The sequence below is a fragment of the Haemophilus parainfluenzae genome (assembly GCF_003253005.1).
Lineage (GTDB): Bacteria > Pseudomonadota > Gammaproteobacteria > Enterobacterales > Pasteurellaceae > Haemophilus_D > Haemophilus_D parainfluenzae_M.
The window spans coordinates 130,207-148,886 of the sequence record NZ_QEPZ01000001.1; the positions used below are offsets into that span (position 1 = coordinate 130,207).

Annotated in this window: 16 protein-coding genes and 1 pseudogene; 2 read left to right on the top strand and 15 right to left on the bottom strand. The window is 39.0% G+C overall.

Annotated elements, in window-relative coordinates:
- Positions 1 to 4 precede the first annotated feature (4 nt).
- The gene (locus DPV97_RS00645; protein ID WP_070714090.1) at positions 5 to 172 is read left to right on the top strand and encodes an anti-sigma factor family protein; all 168 of its coding nucleotides are present in this window, start codon (positions 5 to 7) and stop codon (positions 170 to 172) included.
- 33 nt (positions 173 to 205) lie between these two features.
- Here the strand turns inward: DPV97_RS00645 and DPV97_RS00650 are convergent, their stop codons facing one another.
- On the bottom strand, positions 206 to 766 hold the full coding sequence (locus DPV97_RS00650; RefSeq protein ID WP_070714085.1) for a YtfJ family protein: 561 nt from the start codon (positions 764 to 766) through the stop codon (positions 206 to 208).
- A 111-nt stretch (positions 767 to 877) separates the two neighbouring features.
- Between DPV97_RS00650 and DPV97_RS00655 the strand changes: the two genes are divergently transcribed.
- Positions 878 to 1,204 carry a zinc ribbon domain-containing protein YjdM gene (locus DPV97_RS00655; RefSeq protein ID WP_054418140.1) on the top strand — a complete coding sequence of 109 codons (327 nt, stop codon included), beginning with the start codon at positions 878 to 880 and terminating at the stop codon, positions 1,202 to 1,204.
- A 63-nt stretch (positions 1,205 to 1,267) separates the two neighbouring features.
- On the opposite strand, the gene pheA is transcribed toward DPV97_RS00655, so the two are convergent.
- From pheA to murE, 14 genes and pseudogenes are all read right to left on the bottom strand, one after another.
- Positions 1,268 to 2,425: a prephenate dehydratase gene (gene pheA, locus DPV97_RS00660; protein ID WP_070714084.1), complete on the bottom strand. Its 1,158-nt coding sequence runs from the start codon at positions 2,423 to 2,425 to the stop codon at positions 1,268 to 1,270.
- Positions 2,426 to 2,433: 8 nt separating this feature from the next.
- Positions 2,434 to 4,069: pseudogene (gene ushA / locus DPV97_RS00665) on the bottom strand (bifunctional UDP-sugar hydrolase/5'-nucleotidase UshA).
- Between the two features lie 121 nt (positions 4,070 to 4,190).
- Entirely contained in the window at positions 4,191 to 5,108 is a 918-nt protein-coding gene (gene lpxC, locus DPV97_RS00670; protein WP_070714083.1) for a UDP-3-O-acyl-N-acetylglucosamine deacetylase, read from the bottom strand.
- 41 nt (positions 5,109 to 5,149) lie between these two features.
- Positions 5,150 to 6,457, bottom strand: a complete 1,308-nt coding sequence (gene ftsZ, locus DPV97_RS00675) for a cell division protein FtsZ (protein ID WP_070714082.1) — start codon at positions 6,455 to 6,457, stop codon at positions 5,150 to 5,152.
- 86 nt (positions 6,458 to 6,543) lie between these two features.
- Positions 6,544 to 7,818, bottom strand: coding sequence for a cell division protein FtsA (gene ftsA, locus DPV97_RS00680; protein WP_070714081.1), 1,275 nt, complete (start codon positions 7,816 to 7,818; stop codon positions 6,544 to 6,546).
- Positions 7,819 to 7,845: 27 nt separating this feature from the next.
- Positions 7,846 to 8,631, bottom strand: a complete 786-nt coding sequence (locus DPV97_RS00685; RefSeq protein WP_049364423.1) for a cell division protein FtsQ/DivIB — start codon at positions 8,629 to 8,631, stop codon at positions 7,846 to 7,848.
- Positions 8,631 to 9,551 (bottom strand): D-alanine--D-alanine ligase, encoded by a 921-nt coding sequence (locus tag DPV97_RS00690; protein ID WP_070714078.1) that lies wholly within the window; start codon positions 9,549 to 9,551, stop codon positions 8,631 to 8,633. The genes DPV97_RS00685 and DPV97_RS00690 overlap by 1 nt, the downstream gene beginning before the upstream one ends.
- Before the next feature lie 58 nt (positions 9,552 to 9,609).
- Positions 9,610 to 11,037 carry a UDP-N-acetylmuramate--L-alanine ligase gene (gene murC, locus DPV97_RS00695; protein ID WP_049364425.1) on the bottom strand — a complete coding sequence of 476 codons (1,428 nt, stop codon included), beginning with the start codon at positions 11,035 to 11,037 and terminating at the stop codon, positions 9,610 to 9,612.
- Positions 11,038 to 11,109: 72 nt separating this feature from the next.
- Entirely contained in the window at positions 11,110 to 12,162 is a 1,053-nt protein-coding gene (murG, locus tag DPV97_RS00700) for an undecaprenyldiphospho-muramoylpentapeptide beta-N-acetylglucosaminyltransferase (RefSeq protein WP_049364426.1), read from the bottom strand.
- 8 nt (positions 12,163 to 12,170) lie between these two features.
- Positions 12,171 to 13,355 carry a putative lipid II flippase FtsW gene (gene ftsW, locus DPV97_RS00705; RefSeq protein WP_049381686.1) on the bottom strand — a complete coding sequence of 395 codons (1,185 nt, stop codon included), beginning with the start codon at positions 13,353 to 13,355 and terminating at the stop codon, positions 12,171 to 12,173.
- 14 nt (positions 13,356 to 13,369) lie between these two features.
- Positions 13,370 to 14,683, bottom strand: a complete 1,314-nt coding sequence (gene murD, locus DPV97_RS00710) for a UDP-N-acetylmuramoyl-L-alanine--D-glutamate ligase (RefSeq protein ID WP_049375250.1) — start codon at positions 14,681 to 14,683, stop codon at positions 13,370 to 13,372.
- A 62-nt stretch (positions 14,684 to 14,745) separates the two neighbouring features.
- Complete coding sequence (gene mraY, locus DPV97_RS00715; protein ID WP_049370102.1) at positions 14,746 to 15,828, bottom strand: phospho-N-acetylmuramoyl-pentapeptide-transferase; 1,083 nt, start codon at positions 15,826 to 15,828, stop codon at positions 14,746 to 14,748.
- Positions 15,822 to 17,192: a UDP-N-acetylmuramoyl-tripeptide--D-alanyl-D-alanine ligase gene (murF, locus tag DPV97_RS00720; protein ID WP_070714074.1), complete on the bottom strand. Its 1,371-nt coding sequence runs from the start codon at positions 17,190 to 17,192 to the stop codon at positions 15,822 to 15,824. Before murF ends, mraY begins: the two co-directional genes overlap by 7 nt.
- A 9-nt stretch (positions 17,193 to 17,201) precedes the next feature.
- Positions 17,202 to 18,671, bottom strand: coding sequence for a UDP-N-acetylmuramoyl-L-alanyl-D-glutamate--2,6-diaminopimelate ligase (gene murE, locus DPV97_RS00725; protein WP_070714071.1), 1,470 nt, complete (start codon positions 18,669 to 18,671; stop codon positions 17,202 to 17,204).
- Positions 18,672 to 18,680 lie beyond the last annotated feature (9 nt).

Here is an 18,680-nt window from a genome sequence, read left to right on the forward strand (position 1 = left end):
CTTTATGAAATGTCGCCAAGCGACTCGCCTTATTTCAGATGCTCAAGAACGACAATTAATGACCAAAGAAAAAATTGGACTCAATCTGCATCTTTCCATTTGTACACATTGTCGTAAATTTCAACGAAACTGTAATACATTGAGAAAGTTAATGAAGGATTTCAAGGGATAAAAAAGCGGAAGAAAACTTCCGCTTGTAAGTCTATTACTTCGCCATTAACGCTGTTGCACGAGAAATGACTTCCTTGACTTCATCATCCGTCAATTTACCTTCTTTCACAAATTGCACTTTGCCGGTTTTATCAAGCAAAATAATCACACTGTCTTTTTCACGCAATTCCCATGCGTTTTTGACCGCACTTTTATCATCTAAAATCACTTGGCTGTGGGCATTCTCTTTTTTGCCTTTTTCTGCACTACTTTTCACAAACATGCCTGTGCCCACAACAGCATCATCTGCATTAATAATCGTCGTGGTTTGATATTTAGCTTGGTTAAAATGAGCAGCTTTGATGGCTTCGATCATTGCTTGATTTTTCTCTTTTGCCGCACTTCTGCCTGCAATATGCTGAATCACTCGAACTTTGCCTGGCAATGCCGTTGAGCTCCACGATTTATAAGTCACATCATTACCATTTAAAGTAATTTCGCCTTTATCCGAAACTGTTACGTTCGCTAAAAGTTGGTTAGGTTGAATATTGTGTGCGAATGCATTGATTGAGATTAAACTCCCCATCACTGCACTTAAAAGCATAATTTTTTTCATAAATACCTCATAAATTCCGTGAAATTGCCCATTTTTTGGCGAATAGTCACTTTTTTGTTATACTCCGTGCGCATTATACTTTGCTTAAATCAGATAAAGAAGGAAAAAGAAATGGATCAAATGCCAGCTTGCCCAAAATGTAAAGGTGAATATGTTTATCACGATTCTGTGAATTTTGTTTGTCCTGATTGTGGCAATGAGTGGAATGGTAATGAAACAGTTGAAGCCGATGACGATCAACTGATTGTTAAAGATAGCAACGGTAATTTATTAGCCGATGGTGATGATGTGCTTTTAATTAAAGATTTAAAATTAAAAGGCTCATCTGAAGTGTTGAAGAAAGGCACTAAATTCAAAAATATCCGTTTAGTTAACGGAGATCACAACGTCGATTGTGGAAAAATCATGTTGAAATCCGAATTCTTGAAAAAAGCTTAAGAATTCACAATAAAAAGAGCGGTCGATTTTAACGTTGTTTTAAATCGATCGCTCTTTTTTTCGTTATACCTTCGCAGGTTTCACAATTTCACTTGGATAACAACCAAGCACTTTCAGATAATTACTGAATTGCTTAAGCTCTTCCAAGGCAATTTGGGTATCTGGATGATGAATATTTCCTTCAATCTCCAAATAGAACATTTCTTCCCAAGGTTTGCCATAAATTGGACGAGATTCAAGCTTGGTCATATTAATACCGTGCTTTTTAAACACAAGTAAAGCATCCACTAGGGAACCCGCTTGTTGCGATGTTGTCATCAACAATAAAGTTTTCGTGTGAATTTGCGGTGAAACTTCTCGAGCTTGTTTTGCTACGACAATAAAACGAGTAATATTGTTTTCTTGATTCGCAATATTATGTTTTAACACATGTAAGCCGTAAAGCTTGCCGCCATCTTCATTGCCCAGTGCCGCAATATTCGGTTTATTCAAGCTTGATACAAGCTGCATTGCATGAGAGCTACTTTCACAGTACTCGATATGCACTCGCTCAAGACTTTGAATAAATTGACTACACTGCTGGATCACCTGTGGATGGCTATAAAGTGTATCAATTTTGCTTAAATCATCCTGCTCATTCACTAAAACACAGTGCTTGATAGGATAAGCCAACTCGCCCACCAAAGATAAGGTGGTATGTTGAAGCAAATCATAAACTTCATTAATTGCACCAGATGTGGTGTTTTCTAAAGGAAGTACACCATAATCAGCTTCTCCGCTCTCAACTTTTTCAAAAATTTGAGCAAAGGAATCACAACTGATTTCAGCAAATTGTTGATGGTAACGAGCCGCATAGTTACGCGCAGCCAAATTAGAGTAAGAACCACGCTTGCCTAAGAAAGCGATATGTAACGTTTCTTCTCGTTGCTCATTGAGTTTTTTCTGTAAATACACTTGTTGTGTTAACACAGAATCTTCAATAATTTTTTGGAAGACCGATGTAATATACTGTGGTTCAAGCTGGTAATTTTGACTTTCAGAAAATTGCACAAGCTCTTGCAATAGCTGCTGCTCGCGTTCTAAATCGCGCAACGCTTTTTGCGTCACTTCTTTGCTTCTTACTACATCATATGCCAGGCGATGACGCTCTGAAAGCAGCTTTAACAAGCTGCGATCAATTTGCGTAATTTGCTGACGAATTTCTGATAAATCTAATGCCATTTCATTCCTTATTTAAAGATTACTTCATTGTGAGGGATGTATTTCTCCGCATTAATAGGTGAATTTTTCTCAAAAAATTCTTTTAAAACATCCGCATCAATAAAACCTGTGTTAACAAAAGTTGGATTTTTTGTCATGACTGGATAACCATCTCCACCTGCAGCATTATAGCTTGGTACAGAAATACGGTAAGTTTTATTTAAATCCAATGGTTTACCTTGAATCTTCACATTTTCAACTTTCTTATTCGCACGATTCACTGTCATGCTGATACCTGAATATTGTGCATAAGCACCAGAATCCACTTCTTTCAATGCGACTACATTTAAATAATCCAATAATTCTTTACCGGTTAATTCAAAATAGCTTACAATATTACCAAATGGATGGATTTTTAAAATATCTTTATAGGTTACATCACCTTCTTGGATAGAATCACGAATACCACCTGAGTTCATGATACCAATGTCTGCTTTCGCTTTTTGACGTTGTGCTTCTGCAATTAAGTGACCAAGGTTAGTTTGTTCAAAACGAATAATGGTACAATCAACATCTAACTTACCATTTAATTTCCCCATTTTTTGGCTTAATAAAGCATCACCTTTATCTTGGTAAGACTTTAAAAGTTTTTCCATTTCCGGATCTTGTGGAATCTCTTCGGCATAGTTCACATATTCTGTTTTACCGTCTTCTTTTTTCACTTTTTTCTTCAGGTTCACTGGAATTAATTGATAATTCACTAATTTTAACTCACCATTTTTGAACTCAAAGTCAGCTCGACCAACGTATTTACCCCATTCAAACGCTTGCATAATCCAAGTACCATTTTGGAAATCTGGTTTACATGGTTGAGTTGGTTGATAATCTTTAATCCATACCCCTTTATCATCCACACAAATAGGATCATGGATGTGACCACCGATAATCGAATGCGCCTTTATTCAAATTACGCGCAAGACTCACATCACCTGGTGCATTTGAACTATGTTTCGCATCATAATAATAGCCCATATGCGTTAAAGCGATTTTTACATCCGGCTTAACTTTTTCATTTAGCTCCTTTAATGTGGCTTTTGCTACCGTTGTTGGATCTTCAAATTTCACATTGTGAAGGTATTCTGGGTTATCTAATTTTGCAGTATCTTCTGTGCTTAAACCGACCACGGCAATTTTAAGATCTTGTTTATTTAAAATGGTATAAGGCTTAACTAAGGTTTTACCTGTTTTCGTATTAATCACGTTTGCAGATAAGAATGGGAAGCTCGCCCATTTTTCTTGCATATCAAGAATTTGTAGTGGATTATCAAACTCGTGGTTACCTAATACGGTTGCTTCATAGCCCATCGCATTCATTGCTTTAATGTCAGGTTCTGCTGTTTGCATATCTGACTCAGGTACACCAGTATTAAAATCACCTGCATTTAATAAAACGAGTGAACCACCTTTTTGCTCGACTTCAGCTTTTACGCGATTAACAATTGTTTTGTGTGCAGGAAAGCCATATTCACCTTTTGCATTCGGCCAAAAATGTCCGTGCGTGTCATTAGTATGCAATATGGTAAATTGATAGGTTTTGTCCTGTTCATATGCCATTGCTGCAGAAGTTGCTAACACAAGAGGAAGCACGGTAAATAATTTTTTCATAATAAAAAACCCCTCTATTTTTGACCGCTCTTTACCTTAGCAGAAAACAAAATAACAGCGCAAGATGAGAAATAAAAAAGCTATACTCCCGAAAGAAGTATAGCTTTTCAACAAAACATTCTTAGATTAGTACCTGTGTAAGCGCAACATAACCTTGTGGAACTTGTTTCTTATCTTCAAAGGTAACAAATTCCCACGCTTCCTGATCGGCAAGTACAGCACGGAGTAACTTATTATTTAAACCGTGACCAGATTTATAAGCTTTAAAATCACCGATGATGTTATAGCCACACATATAAAGATCGCCAATCGCATCAAGCATCTTATGACGAACTAATTCATCTCTGAAACGTAACCCATCTTCATTTAAGATACGGTAATCATCTAATACGATGGCATTATCTAAGCTGCCACCTAGCGCAAGACCTTGAGATTGAAGATACTCAATATCTTTCATGAAACCAAAGGTTCTTGCACGACTAATTTGATGTACGAATGCCTGTGCTGAGAAATCCATCACGTAATTGCGTACATTTTTACTAATCGCAGGATGATCAAAGTCGATTGTGAAATCTAAACGGAAACCATTATAAGGTTTGAATTCTGCCCATTTATCACCGTCTTCTACTCGTACATTTTTCTTAATACGAATAAATTTCTTCGGTGCATTTTGTTCTTCAATACCTGCGTCTAAAAGCAAGTAAATGAATGGGCTTGCACTACCGTCCATGATTGGAATTTCAGGTGCATCAACTTCGATAATGATATTATCGATACCTAAACCTGCTAATGCTGCGTTTAAGTGTTCTACAGTTGAAACACGCACACCTTGTTCATTCACCAGTGCAGTACAAAGCATAGTATCGCGCACTGAATCCGCATTTGCAGGGAAAGTCACTGGCGGATTAAGATCAGTACGGCAGTAAATCACACCTGTATTCGGCATAGCAGGACGCAACGTTAATGTTACTTTTTTACCGCTATGTAAGCCGACACCTGTAACTTTAATGCTTTGTTTTAATGTTCTTTGTTTAATCATCTTTTTTACCTTATTGCTTCACAACAAGATTACTTCTACTCTTATCTCTCACCACGACCAAATGATGCCGGATTAAAGAAATTAGGATTATTTCTTAACTGTTCTAAACGACTTGGATCAAGCGGTTTATTTAAGTTACCGTATTGTGGATTTTCTTCCTGTACTGGTTCTGGTTGTGGATTATGTCTTAATGCATCTAAACCATGTAAACCAACTGGCGGCTGTGGCTGAATTGTTTCTTGCGCTACTGGTTGTTGAACTGGCGCTTGTTGTACTGCGGCTTGAGGACGAGCAATCACTACTGGCTCAGCTGCAACAACATCACCTAAACCCGTTGCAACGATCGTCACACGAATTTCATTACTCATTTCAGGGACTAAACTGGTACCCACAACGATAGTCGCATCTTCTGATGCAAAGCTACCTACTGTGTCACCCACCACGTTAAATTCGTCAAAACCGAGATCCATACCTGAGGTAATATTAACAAGGATACCTTTAGCATTAGAAAGATCGACTTTCTCTAATAAATCATTTTTTATTGCAAGACGTGCTGCTTCTTCTGCACGACCCGCACCTGGTTCACTTTGAGCTGAACCGAAACCAATCATTGCTTGGCCCATTTCTGACATAACGGTTCTTACGTCTGCGAAGTCCACGTTGATTAAACCTGGAGACGTAATCATATCTGAGATGCCCATAACAGAGTTACGTAATACGTCATTGGCAGCAGCAAAAGCATCAATTAACGTTGCATTTTTTGGGAGAACTTTTTGGATTTGTTGGTTAGGAATAATGATCATTGAATCCACGTATTGTGAAAGATCTTTAATCCCTAATTCAGCAAATTGCATACGTTTTTTGCCTTCAAAGCTAAATGGCTTAGTAACAACAGCAACAGTTAAAATGCCTAATTCTTTCGCAACTTTAGCGACGATCGGTGCGGCACCAGTACCTGTCCCCCCCCCCATACCGGCTGCGATAAAGACCATGTCTGCACCTTCAAGCATTTTACGGATTTCTTCTTGGTCATCTTCAGCCGCTTTACGACCTACATTTGGATTTGCGCCTGCACCAAGACCTTTCGTTGTTGCCCCACCAATTTGTACAGTTTGTTGAACTTGGCTTTTGCGTAACGCTTGCGCATCAGTATTCACCGCATAGAATACGATTTTACCGTGCTCTTCGCTATCAATTGCACTTTCGCCCAAGAAATTACCATTGAACTCTTGTTGCACCATGTTAGCAACCATGTGGTTAACCGCGTTACCGCCGCCTCCACCGACACCGACAACCTTAATCAGTGCACCTGTTTGCTCTTCAAAATCACCATACTCTGGGTATAACATTTGCTGTTCTCCGTTACTGCTAATACTCTGCTAGCACTTTAATAAAAGTTAAATTTTTTCTATTGTAAATGAAAAAGCCAAAATGATCAAAATTCTGATTTCACTTTATTGAAAATATTTTTAAGGCCTTTCCAGAATTTTTTACCTAATGCTTCATCGCCATAATTACTATCTACTGGATCATTATCACTATTTTGATGATGGTATTGTAATAATCCCACTACAGTTGAATATTGTGGACGATTCACATAATCTGTTAAACCCGTAATATTTAATGGACTACCAATACGAACCTGACAACCAAATACACTTGATGCGCAATCTTTTAAGTCTTCAATCTGTGCACCACCGCCAGTGATTACAATACCTGCAATTAATTCAAATTTAATATATTTGGTTTCTAAATCAGCTTTGAGCTTATCTAATTCGTCCTTAACAACGCCTAATAGTTCAATATATCTTGCTGAAGTGATTAAAGATAAATCACTTTTTGTTAAAGCACGTGGCGCTCGACCACCAATACTTGCTACTTCAATTTTCTTATCGCCATGTAAACGTGCCGGATATAATGCACTCGCATAATTCACTTTAATGCGTTCAGCTTCTGCACGAGAAACGGTACATGCATGGGCAATATCATTGGTTACAATGTTCCCAGCGTAAGGAATAACCTTGCTGAAACGCAACGAGCCATTGGTGTAAACCATCATATTCATGGTACCTGCACCAAAATCAACTAAGCAAACACCAAGATCTTTTTCATCTTCAGTTAAAACAGAATGTGTTGCTGCAAAGCCGGAGAACACGACTTTATCGACTTGTAATCCGCAACGCTCAACTGCTTTTTTCAAGTTATTTTGCCAGTCTTGATGACACGCAATTAAGTGTACGTTTGCTTTTAAACGAACACCTTGCAAACCTAATGGGTTTTTAATATTAACTTGTTTATCCACGGCATATTCTTGCGGGATTATGTGTAATAAAGAAAGAGCCTCAGGTAATTTCACTGAGCTCGCTGTATGTAGAGCATCATCAATTTCATCTTGAGTCACTTCATTTTCAGAAATAGCAACAAAGCCGCTCTCATTCAGGCTTTGAATATGCTCACCTGTAATCGCAAGAGTCACGCTCATAATTTGGCAATCGGCCATTGATTCAGCTGCTTCAATGGCACGTTGGATAGAATTAACAACGGCATCTAAATCAGTAATACTGCCACGATCAATCCCTTTCGATGGACAACTACCTACGCCAAGTACATTTACTACGCCATCAGGAAGCACTTCCCCAACGACAGCAACAACTTTTGATGTACCAACTTCAAGACCTACAATTACTTTCGGTTCCAACTCTTTTGCCATTTTCTTATTACACCCAATGAATTATTTTTATTTCTCTGTCAATCCAACCGCTGCTGATGCAGATGCATAACGCAAATCTACATAATCAATTCGTTTACCTTCAGGCACTTCAATTTGTGGGTAAATCGTTACAAATCTATCTAATTTGGGTTTCCAATCTCCGCGCCCAAGTTTTAATACTATATCATTATCTAGCGTAACTTGCCACGCACCACGATCATCAATTGTCACACCTTTAACCACCAAATTTTTCGCCTTAAAATCAGCAAAAATTTGATTCCAAGCCTCTAAGACCTTCAAGCTTTGATAATCTGGACCACCTAAATAAGGTAAAGCTTTTTCTTTTAACTTATCCATCGGCAATTGGAAAACCGTTCCCTCTTTTGTTACGAACTCTGTTTTGTTCCAAATGGCGACTGGCTGATATTCTGATAACCAGATACTTAAACGATTTGGCCAAATTTTACGAACTACCGCACCTTTTACCCAAGGAATCGTTTCAAGCTGTTCTTGAATTTGCTTAACGTCTTGTCCCCAGAAGCCCTTGAGAGATCCCATTTTGAGCAACACATCTTGCACATCTGGATAAGTGGTAAATTCATTTTGACCTACTAAGGCATAGGCAGTAATTTTTCTATCACCGTCTAAGCTGTCAAGCCAATTTTGCCAGTTTGAATAAACGAAATACCCTAGCCCCGCACAAAGTAACACCAAAGCAAGTTTAACCTGCAACATAAAACGGAATTTACCTTCTCCGTTAGATGAACGAGCAAATTGCGTTGGCGGTGTATTTTTGCGCTTAATTACATTCATTACGCACTCAACTCCAAAATTTTCACGACGAGTTGTTCAAATGAAATACCGACTGTTGACGCAGATTTAGGGAATAAACTGTGACTTGTCATGCCTGGGTTCGTATTTACTTCGACTAAACGGAAATTACCTTGTGCATCGGTCATCACATCAATACGACTCCAACCACGACAACCCACAACGTCATAAGCACGTTTAACTAATTTCGCTAATTCTTGCTCACGTTCAGCTGAAAGGCCAGCAGGGCAAAAATATTGAGTGTTATCTGAAATATATTTCGCATCATAATCATAAAACTCACCTTCTGGCACAATGCGAACAGCAGGCAATACTTCGCCACCTAAAACAGGCACAGTTAATTCATCACCAGCTAACCATTCTTCAATCAAAATGGTGTTATCAAATTTGAGTGCATAATCGACCGCACTTTTTAATTCTTCGACTGCTTTTACTTTAGTTAAACCCACACTTGAACCTTCAAGAGATGGCTTAACCATCAAAGGTAAACCTAATTTTTCGACCACTGCTTGTGGGTTTAGTTCGTGAGCGTTTTCTTTCGTCACAATCTCCATATCGGCAACGGGTAAATCAAAGGCTTTCCATAACATCTTAGTACGCATTTTATCCATGGTTAATGCTGAAGCCATCACGCCACAACCAGTATAAGGTAAGCCAATTTGTTCTAATAAACCTTGCATGGTGCCATCTTCACCACCGCGACCATGTAAAATATTAAAGACACGATCAAAACCATCAGCCTTTAAATTCGCGACATTATACTCTTTAGGATCGATACCGTGTGCATTATATCCTTGGCTCACTAATGCGTTTAACACGGCTGCGCCAGAATTAAGAGAAACTTCACGTTCAGCTGATGTGCCGCCTAACAACACAGCAATTTTTTCTTGTTTTAAATTCATTGTTTTATCCTGTTTTCTTTTTATTCTTTATAAAAAATGCGGTTATTTTTCGATGTATTTATGCTTTCCAACGTTCAGCTAAACCACGAGAAATTTTGCTTACACTTCCCGCACCTTGGGCAAGAATTAAATCACCATCTTGAATAATTTGATCTAATACATCACCAAGTTGTTCCGTATCCGAAACTAAAATTGGATCGACTTTTCCTAGATTACGAATAGAACGACAAAGTGCTTTACTATCTGCACCAACGATTGGCGTTTCACCTGCGGCATACACGTCTAACATAATCAAGGTATCCACTTGGGATAATACTTGCACAAATTCATCAAATAAATCGCGAGTACGTGAATAACGGTGAGGTTGGAAAATCATCACAATACGTTTATCCCCCCAACCTTCACGTGCCGCTTTAATTGTTACACCAACTTCTGTTGGGTGATGGCCATAGTCATCTACTAAGCGTACTTTACCATTTGGACGAATAAACTCGCCTAATTGGTCGAAACGTCTGCCTGCACCTTGGAAATCAGCAAGTGCTTCTAAAATCGCTTCATTGCCAATGCCTTCTTCTTTTGCCACAGCAAGTGCGGCCGTCGCATTTAACGCATTGTGTTTACCTGGTACATTCAATAATACATTAATACGTTCACCACTTGGACAAACTACGGTGTAATGACCTTGGAAACCAGTTTGTTCATAATCTTCGATACGATAATCAGCATGTTCACTGAAACCATACGTTAACACCTGACGACCAACTTGAGGAACTAGTTCCATTAATACCGCATCATCTGCACACATCACCGCTAAACCATAAAACGGCAAGTTATGTAAGAATTTTACATAGGTGGATTTCATTTTCTCAAAGTCACCTTCATAGGTATCCATATGATCCGGTTCAATATTGGTCACCACAGAAACCATTGGCTGTAAGTGTAAGAAAGACGCATCACTTTCATCTGCTTCAGCGATTAAATAACGGCTTGCACCTAAATGTGCATTTTTACCGGCTGATTTAACTAATCCACCATTAACAAAAGTTGGGTCCAGTTTCGCTTGAGTATAAATCATAGAAATCATGGCTGTAGTGGTGGTTTTACCATGGGTACCCGCAACTGCAATACCATGACGGAAACGCATAATTTCAGCCAACATTTGTGCTCGCTGAATCACTGGAATACGATTTTGTTTTGCGGCGATTAATTCAGGGTTATCTTCATGGATCGCGCTTGATACAACAACGACACTTGCCCCTTGCACATTTTCCGATTGATGACCAATGAAAATTTTTGCGCCTGCTTGAGCAAGACGCTGAGTCACGACACCATCTGCAATATCGGAACCAGAGATATCATAACCTTCATTTAATAAAATTTCGGCAATCCCACTCATACCGGCGCCGCCGATACCAATGAAATGAATTTGTTGAACCCGACGCATCTCAGGAATAATCTTTCTAATTTCATCCGAAATATGTTTCATATTATTTCACCTTTATTTTTAACCGCACTTTTAGGTTAAGGGTTTATTTACTATCCCTCAACTTCTCTATTCTTATTTCGCGTTCTCTACGATGACATCAGCCACACGTTTAGCCGCTAATGGTGCTGACATTTCTTTTGCCTTAATCGCCATCGCTAGCAAAGTTTCACGATCTGTTTTTTCTAAGAAATCGACCAACACATCCGTATTTAATTCATTCTGCTGAACAATTTTTGCTGCGCCTACATCGGCAAGATATTTCGCATTTAAATATTGTTGTTGATCTTTATGCTGGAATGGTACAAAAATTGCTGGTGTCCCCACTGCTGCTAATTCACATACAGTTAAAGCACCAGATCTACAAATCACCACATCTGCCCAAGCGTAGGCTTCTGCCATATCATCGATAAACTCTGTAATTTTGACCGAATCTGCGTGTTCACCATAAAGTGCAGTCACGCTTTCAACAGAACCTTTACCCACTTGATGAAACACTTCTAGTTTATCTGCCAAACACGCTACTACTTGCGGAATAGTCTGATTGAGTATGCGAGCCCCTTGGCTTCCACCCACGACAAGTACTCTCAGTTTTCCACTTCTTTCTGAAAAACGCGCTTGTGGTGATGGCATTTCAAATAAATCTTGACGAACTGGGTTTCCTACAACTTCGGCATCTTTGAATGCCGTTGGGAAAGCTTGCAATACACGTGTCGCAATTTTAGCCAGCCATTCATTGGTTAAGCCTGCTACGGCATTTTGTTCATGTAAAATAACTGGCACGCCACAAAGTTTTGCAGCGATACCACCAGGGCCTGATACATAACCGCCCATGCCTAATACTGCATTAGGTTGATATTCTTGAATAATTTTACGAGCTTGCAATACTGCTCTAAAAATAGCAAAAGGGGCACCAAGTAATGCTTTAATGCCTTTACCACGTAACCCTGAAATTTGAATAAAACGAATCGGAATACTATGCTTTGGTACAAGCTGTGCTTCCATGCGATCTTTAGTACCTAACCAGCAAATTTCCCAACCTTCTTTTTGTAAGGTTTGAGCAACAGCAATGGCGGGGAAAACATGTCCACCAGTACCACCTGCCATAACTAATAATTTTTTACTCATAAATATCCCTAATCATCTCTCAAACGTGCTTGACCACCACGTTGTAATCTATTTTCATGGTCAATACGCAATAAAATTCCTACGGTTGCCGACATAATAATGATACTTGAACCACCGTAACTCACTAATGGAAAAGTTAAACCTTTTGTCGGTAACATCCCTAAGGCCATGCCCAGATTGACGAAACCTTGGAAAAAAATCCAGAAACTAATACCTAAAGCAAAAAAGCCACGGAAACGCTGTTCTAACATGAGTGATTCTCGTCCAATTTTCATCGCACGGAAAATCAATAAACCTAAGAGAACCACTACCGCCAAAATACCAATAAAACCAAATTCTTCGCCGATAATCGCCATAATAAAGTCAGTATGTGCTTCAGGAAGATAATCAAGTTTTTGAATGGAGTTACCGAGCCCTTCCCCACTAATTTCACCACGACCAAAGGCCATTAAAGAGTTAGTCAGCTGGAACCCTGTTCCGTAAGGATCTTTAAACGGTTCTAAGAAACCGGTAAAACGTTTTAAACGATATGAAGCTGAAAGAACCAGCCATACAAAGAGAAGTATGCCTGTACCAATTAGCAAAATAAATTGCCAAAAATTTGCCCCAACAATAAAAAGCATGCCAAAGGTAATAACGAAAAGTACAACGGTACTCCCTAAGTCAGGTTGGGCTAATAAGAATACACCTAATACGCCCATCACAATAAAAGGCTTAGCTGCACTGAATTTTTTACCACGTACTTCATCATAACGACGTGTAAAATAGCTCGCCAGGAAACAGGTTAACGCTAACTTCGCAAATTCCGCAGGCTGGAAATTTAAAATTCCTAAAGAGATCCAACGTTTTGCACCATTAACAGAAGTTCCAATACCGAGAACCAGTATTAATAAAACAATAGCCAACAAGAAAACTTTTGCGTGCCACTTTTCCCATTGCGAAGAAGAAATTTGGAGAGTTAAATAGCAGGTTGCTAACGAAAGCAAAACATACACTGCATCACGTTTAGCAAAATAGAATGTATCATTAAATACACGTGCACTGTAAGGCATCGAAGCAGAAGTTACTGCCACTAAACCAATTAACAATAGCACGATAAAAAGCCAAAACAATGCGCGATCATAGAGTAACCCTTGTGGCGTCACTCTCGCCCATTGTTCATAATTTTGTTTAATTTTATTGATAAATTCCATTACTACCCTAATTTTTAAGCTAATTTTGCTAGACGAGTAAACTCTTCGCCACGTTTCTCAAAAGAGGCAAACTGATCCAAACTTGCGCAAGCAGGAGACAATAACACCATATCGCCTGATTTTAAATGTGGACGTAAAAATGAAATGGCTTGTTCCATGGTTTCAAACAAATGGCTTTGACTTGAAAGTGCCGCGAGTTGTTTACCATCACGACCAAAGCAATACGTTGAAATATGAGGTTGGTTGATTAAATCAGAGAGCTCAGAAAAATCTGCACCTTTGCCATCACCACCTAATAAAAGATGTAATGTTCCTTCAACATATAACCCTGCTAATGCCGCAACGGTACTGCCTACATTGGTGGCTTTAGAATCATTAATCCAACGAATGCCATTCGCTTGATGCGCTAATTGGAAACGATGGTCTAGGCCTTTAAATTGACGAAGTGCGGTACGAATTGCCTCTAAATTTATACCTACTGCTTGCGCTAACGCTGTCGCCGCTAAAATATTCATGTAATTATGACGACCAACTAAGGTGGCTTCATCACAAGGTAAAATTACTTCATCTTTCGCCATTAAGTACTGTTTACCGTTTTCGGTTTTCAACCAGTAATCTGCTTGATTTTCAGCAAAAGATACAACCTTCTTAGCTTGATTTTCACCTTCGCCAAAAGTGAGTTTGTCTTCTAAGTTCACTACTGATCTTTCCGCATTGTGGTAAATGCGTAATTTTGCTTGGCGATAATCTTCTAAATCTACATAGCGATCCATGTGATCTTCAGTCACATTAAGCACAGTCGCTGCAGCCGCTTTCAAACTGTAAGTGGTTTCAAGTTGAAAACTGGAAAGTTCTAATACATAAAGATCGCAATCTTCATTTAATAATGACAACGCAGGAATGCCAATGTTTCCGCCCATGCCCACTTTTATTCCTGCTGCTTTTGCCATTTCATAGACCAATGTTGTTACGGTGCTCTTACCGTTAGAACCAGTAATCCCGACAATCGGCTTCGTTGCTGCTCGGCAGAATAATTCGATATCCCCAATCACTTCCACACCTGCTGAAAGTGCGGTCTGAATTTCAGGTGTTTTTACCGCGAGCCCTGGGCTAATCACAATAATATCGCTTTCAAGTAACCATTGTTGATTTAGACTACCCGTGTGTAAAGGAACATCTTTAGGTAATTGAACTGCGCCTGATGGATGTTGCCGTGTATCAATCACCCGGATATTAGCTTGTTGAGATTGAAGATATTCAACGCAAGAAAGGCCTGTTTTCCCAAGACCTATGATGGTGATAGTTTTATTTTGATATAGAGTTGTCATGTTGTTTTTCTTCTCTCGTATTCTGGGATCACGCAGGGTGCAACAAGTGCACCCTACAAAAATTATCTTAGTTTGAGCGTAACAAGCCCCATCAACACCAACATTAAGGAGATAATCCAAAACCGAATAATCACTCGAGGTTCTGGCCAGCCTTTCAATTCAAAGTGGTGATGAATCGGCGCCATTCTAAAAATACGTTGTTTTCTTAATTTGTAAGAACCCACTTGCAAAATCACAGACAAGGCTTCAACAACAAATACCCCGCCCATAATCACTAATAAGAATTCTTGGCGAACAAGGATGGCAACAACACCAAGAGCACCACCAAGTGCTAGAGAACCTACATCGCCCATAAAGACTTGAGCGGGATAAGTGTTAAACCATAAGAATCCTAAGCCTGCCCCTACGATTGCAGTACAGAATACCACGACTTCAGAACTGTGTTTGATGTAAGGAATATGTAAGTATTCTGCGAAATTAACGTTACCGGTTGCCCATGCGATTAAAGCAAATGCACCTGCAACTAAAGCGGTTGGCATAATTGCAAGACCATCTAAACCGTCGGTTAAGTTTACCGCATTACCTGTACCCACAATTACAAAGTAAGACAACACAATATAGAATAGGCCTAATTGTGGCATGATATCTTTGAAGAATGGAATCACTAAACGAGTTGCATCTGTATCATGACCTAACCAATACAACCAAATGATCGCCACTAATGCGACGACTGACATCCAGAAATATTTCCAACGCGCAATTAAACCATCAGTATTTTTACGCGTGATTTTACGGAAATCATCCACAAAGCCAATCGCGCCATAACCAAACAATACAAATAAGCAAATCCAAACATAAGGATTCGTTAAGTTGGCCCATAATAACGTACTGACACCGATGGAGAATAAAATCATCACCCCGCCCATAGTTGGCGTACCTTTTTTCGCAAAGTGACTTTCAGGACCATCATTACGCACTTCTTGCCCAAATTTTAAAATTTGAAGGCGTTTGATCACTTTAGGACCAATCCATAAAGAAATGAAAAGTGCGGTCAATAATGCCAAAATCGCACGTACGGTAATATAGGAAATGGCATTGAATGCCGTTTCATAGCGAACTAAGTATTCAGCAAGCCAAACTAACATAAGCTATCCTTTAATGAATAAATCGTCTCTTCCATTTTCATTGAGCGAGAACCTTTCGCTAATACGACGACTTTTTGGTTTTCTTGTAATTTCTGTTTAATAATATCTAACGCATAAGCTGTCAATTCAGCTTTATCTGTAAAATGTTTTCCCAAAACAGCTTCAGAAATGACCGCACTTTCTGTTCCGTAAGAAAGCACTAAATCTAATTTAGCTTGTTTGGCGTGCTCACCCACTTGTTGATGGCATTTTAGGCTATCCTCGCCTAATTCTTTCATATCGCCCACAAGTAGAATACGGAAAGCATCATAACCTTTTAAAACATCAATCGCAGCTTGTAAAGAATCGACATTCGCATTGTAAGTATCATCTAATAAAAGTAGATTTTCATTCACTTGTATCGGGAACAAGCGTCCTTTTACTTGAGAACGATGTTCAAGACCAGCTTTAACATCAGCAAGGCTCGCCCCCACATTCATAGCAAGTGCGGTCGCTGCCAAAGCATTTTTTACATTATGCTCCCCTAAATAAGGCAAATTAATTTCAATGCGACCTTTTGGTGAAACTAACGAAAACGTCGAGCCATTAGGTGAATGTTTTACATTTTCAGCTTTGTAATCGCCACCATTAAAATATTGAATAGCATGGGAACCAATTTCTTTTTGCCACAATTCAATATAATTATGTTCACTGTTAATAATGGCTACACCATTTGGAGTTAAACCACGATAGATTTCACCTTTCGCACGTGCCACACCTTCAATGGAACCAAAACCCTCTAAATGTGCAGCTGCCACGTTATTCACTAATGCAGCTTCTGGCTGTGCAAGATGCGTGGTGTAATCAATTTCACCTTGATGATTAGCACCTAATTCAATAACGGCAAATTTATGTTGTTCAGTTAAGCGTAATAATGTGAGTGGTACCCCAATATCGTTGTTAAAATTACCATTAGTGAATAAGACTGCTTCAGGATTACCAGCTGTTTGTTGCAAAATGGATGCTGTCATCTCTTTCACCGTCGTTTTACCTGATGAACCTGTCATCGCCACGGTACGAGGATTAATTTTTTCACGTAACCATTTTGCTAATTGACCAAGGGCTAAGCGCGTATCTGCAACAACTAATTGTGGCGTTGCAATTTCAGTGTTGGCTTCTTGCACAACTAAGGCTGTCGCACCTTGCTCAACGGCTTTATCTAAGTATTGATGTGCATCAAAATGCTCACCTTTTAATGCAAAGAAAAGCGAGTTAGATACTACTTTGCGTGTATCAGTATTGATATTCTCAACAACGGCCTGCCCATCGCCAATAAGATTGGCATTTAAAATTTGAGCAAGCTGTTGGGTAGTTACTTTAATCATTCTGTTTTATTATTTTTTTGTTAAATAGGCTTCCGCCACTTCTTGGTCTGAAAAATGAAGTGTTTTATCTCCAATAATCTGATAGTTTTCATGGCCTTTTCCTGCAATTACGATCACATCATCTTCAATTGCATTCTCAATAGTAAATTTGATGGCTTCTTCACGATCCGGAATTACACCAACATCCTCCATTCTACTAAAACCAGTAAGAATATCTGCTTCAATTTTATTTGGATCTTCTGTGCGCGGATTATCTTGAGTTACGATCACTAAATCAGCAAATTGCTCTGCGGCTTTTGCCATCAGTGGACGTTTACCCGCATCACGATCACCACCACAACCAAAGATACACCAAAGTTTACCTTTACAATGTTGACGAGCAGAATTCAATGCTTTTTCTAATGCATCTGGAGTATGTGCATAGTCAACGATAATGGTTGGTTTTCCTGCTTTTTTAATTAATTCCATTCTTCCATTTACTCCTTTTAGCTGTGAAACAGTACGGATAAGATCATCGAAAGAATAACCTAAAGCCAATAAAACAGCCGTGGCTAACAACAGATTACTCACGTTAAAAGCGCCAATTAATGGGCTATGTAATGTGCCATTCCCCCAACTTGATAAAAACTCAATGACTGCTCCTTCATGAGTAAAACGAATTTCCGTAGCATAAAGCCATTGTTTAGATGTTGCATGGAAATTGGGGTGACAGCTGACTGCGATACTATTTGGTGATTCATTTAACCATGCGGCCCCAATTGGATCATCAGCATTAAGAATTTGTAACTCAGGTGCCAAATCAACGAAAAAGCGTTTTTTAGCTTCGGCATACTTTTCCATTGTTTCATGATAATCCAAATGATCACGACTCAAATTGGTAAAAATAGCGGCTTTAAATTTAAGTGCTTCAACACGATGTTGAACTAAACCATGTGAAGACACTTCGATAGAAGCAAAATCAGCCCCTTTCTCTACAAAATCAGCGAGGTTTTCTTGAACTTCAACGGCTGAACCTGTGGTATTTTTTGCTTCCTTAACTTGACCTAATAAACCATTACCAATCGTGCCCATAACCGCTGCTTTATGACCTAACATCGTAGCCCATTGAGCTAATAATTGAGAAACGGTGGTTTTACCATTTGTTCCAGTCACACCAACTAAAGTCAATTTTTCGGAAGGATTATTATAAAATTGACCTGCCAATGCTGAAAGATGAGCTGATAAATGATAGAAGTGAATCACAGGCACATTATTTTGCCATTGGATGCTCAAATGCTCGTTTTCTAAATCTGTTTCTAAAATAACAGCACTTGCACCAGAAGAAATGGCTTGAGGCACAAATTGACTCGCATCAAAACGATGTCCCTTTACTGCCACAAATACATCACCTTTGGTCACTTTGCGGCTATCTAACACCATCGCCTTCACATTTATGTCTGAAAGCACCGGAAGATCAAAAAGTGCGGTCAATTTTTTCATTATTTTGCC

Excerpts from the sequence above, each read along its gene's own strand:
- DPV97_RS00645 (WP_070714090.1), top strand. The coding sequence starts at position 5 with ATGAAATGTCGCCAAGCGACTCGCCTTATTTCAGATGCTCAAGAACGA.
- DPV97_RS00650 (WP_070714085.1), bottom strand. The coding sequence starts at position 766 with ATGAAAAAAATTATGCTTTTAAGTGCAGTGATGGGGAGTTTAATCTCA.
- DPV97_RS00655 (WP_054418140.1), top strand. The coding sequence starts at position 878 with ATGGATCAAATGCCAGCTTGCCCAAAATGTAAAGGTGAATATGTTTAT.
- pheA (WP_070714084.1), bottom strand. The coding sequence starts at position 2,425 with ATGGCATTAGATTTATCAGAAATTCGTCAGCAAATTACGCAAATTGAT.
- lpxC (WP_070714083.1), bottom strand. The coding sequence starts at position 5,108 with ATGATTAAACAAAGAACATTAAAACAAAGCATTAAAGTTACAGGTGTC.
- ftsZ (WP_070714082.1), bottom strand. The coding sequence starts at position 6,457 with ATGTTATACCCAGAGTATGGTGATTTTGAAGAGCAAACAGGTGCACTG.
- ftsA (WP_070714081.1), bottom strand. The coding sequence starts at position 7,818 with ATGGCAAAAGAGTTGGAACCGAAAGTAATTGTAGGTCTTGAAGTTGGT.
- DPV97_RS00685 (WP_049364423.1), bottom strand. The coding sequence starts at position 8,631 with ATGAATGTAATTAAGCGCAAAAATACACCGCCAACGCAATTTGCTCGT.
- DPV97_RS00690 (WP_070714078.1), bottom strand. The coding sequence starts at position 9,551 with ATGAATTTAAAACAAGAAAAAATTGCTGTGTTGTTAGGCGGCACATCA.
- murC (WP_049364425.1), bottom strand. The coding sequence starts at position 11,037 with ATGAAACATATTTCGGATGAAATTAGAAAGATTATTCCTGAGATGCGT.
- murG (WP_049364426.1), bottom strand. The coding sequence starts at position 12,162 with ATGAGTAAAAAATTATTAGTTATGGCAGGTGGTACTGGTGGACATGTT.
- ftsW (WP_049381686.1), bottom strand. The coding sequence starts at position 13,355 with ATGGAATTTATCAATAAAATTAAACAAAATTATGAACAATGGGCGAGA.
- murD (WP_049375250.1), bottom strand. The coding sequence starts at position 14,683 with ATGACAACTCTATATCAAAATAAAACTATCACCATCATAGGTCTTGGG.
- mraY (WP_049370102.1), bottom strand. The coding sequence starts at position 15,828 with ATGTTAGTTTGGCTTGCTGAATACTTAGTTCGCTATGAAACGGCATTC.
- murF (WP_070714074.1), bottom strand. The coding sequence starts at position 17,192 with ATGATTAAAGTAACTACCCAACAGCTTGCTCAAATTTTAAATGCCAAT.
- murE (WP_070714071.1), bottom strand. The coding sequence starts at position 18,671 with ATGAAAAAATTGACCGCACTTTTTGATCTTCCGGTGCTTTCAGACATA.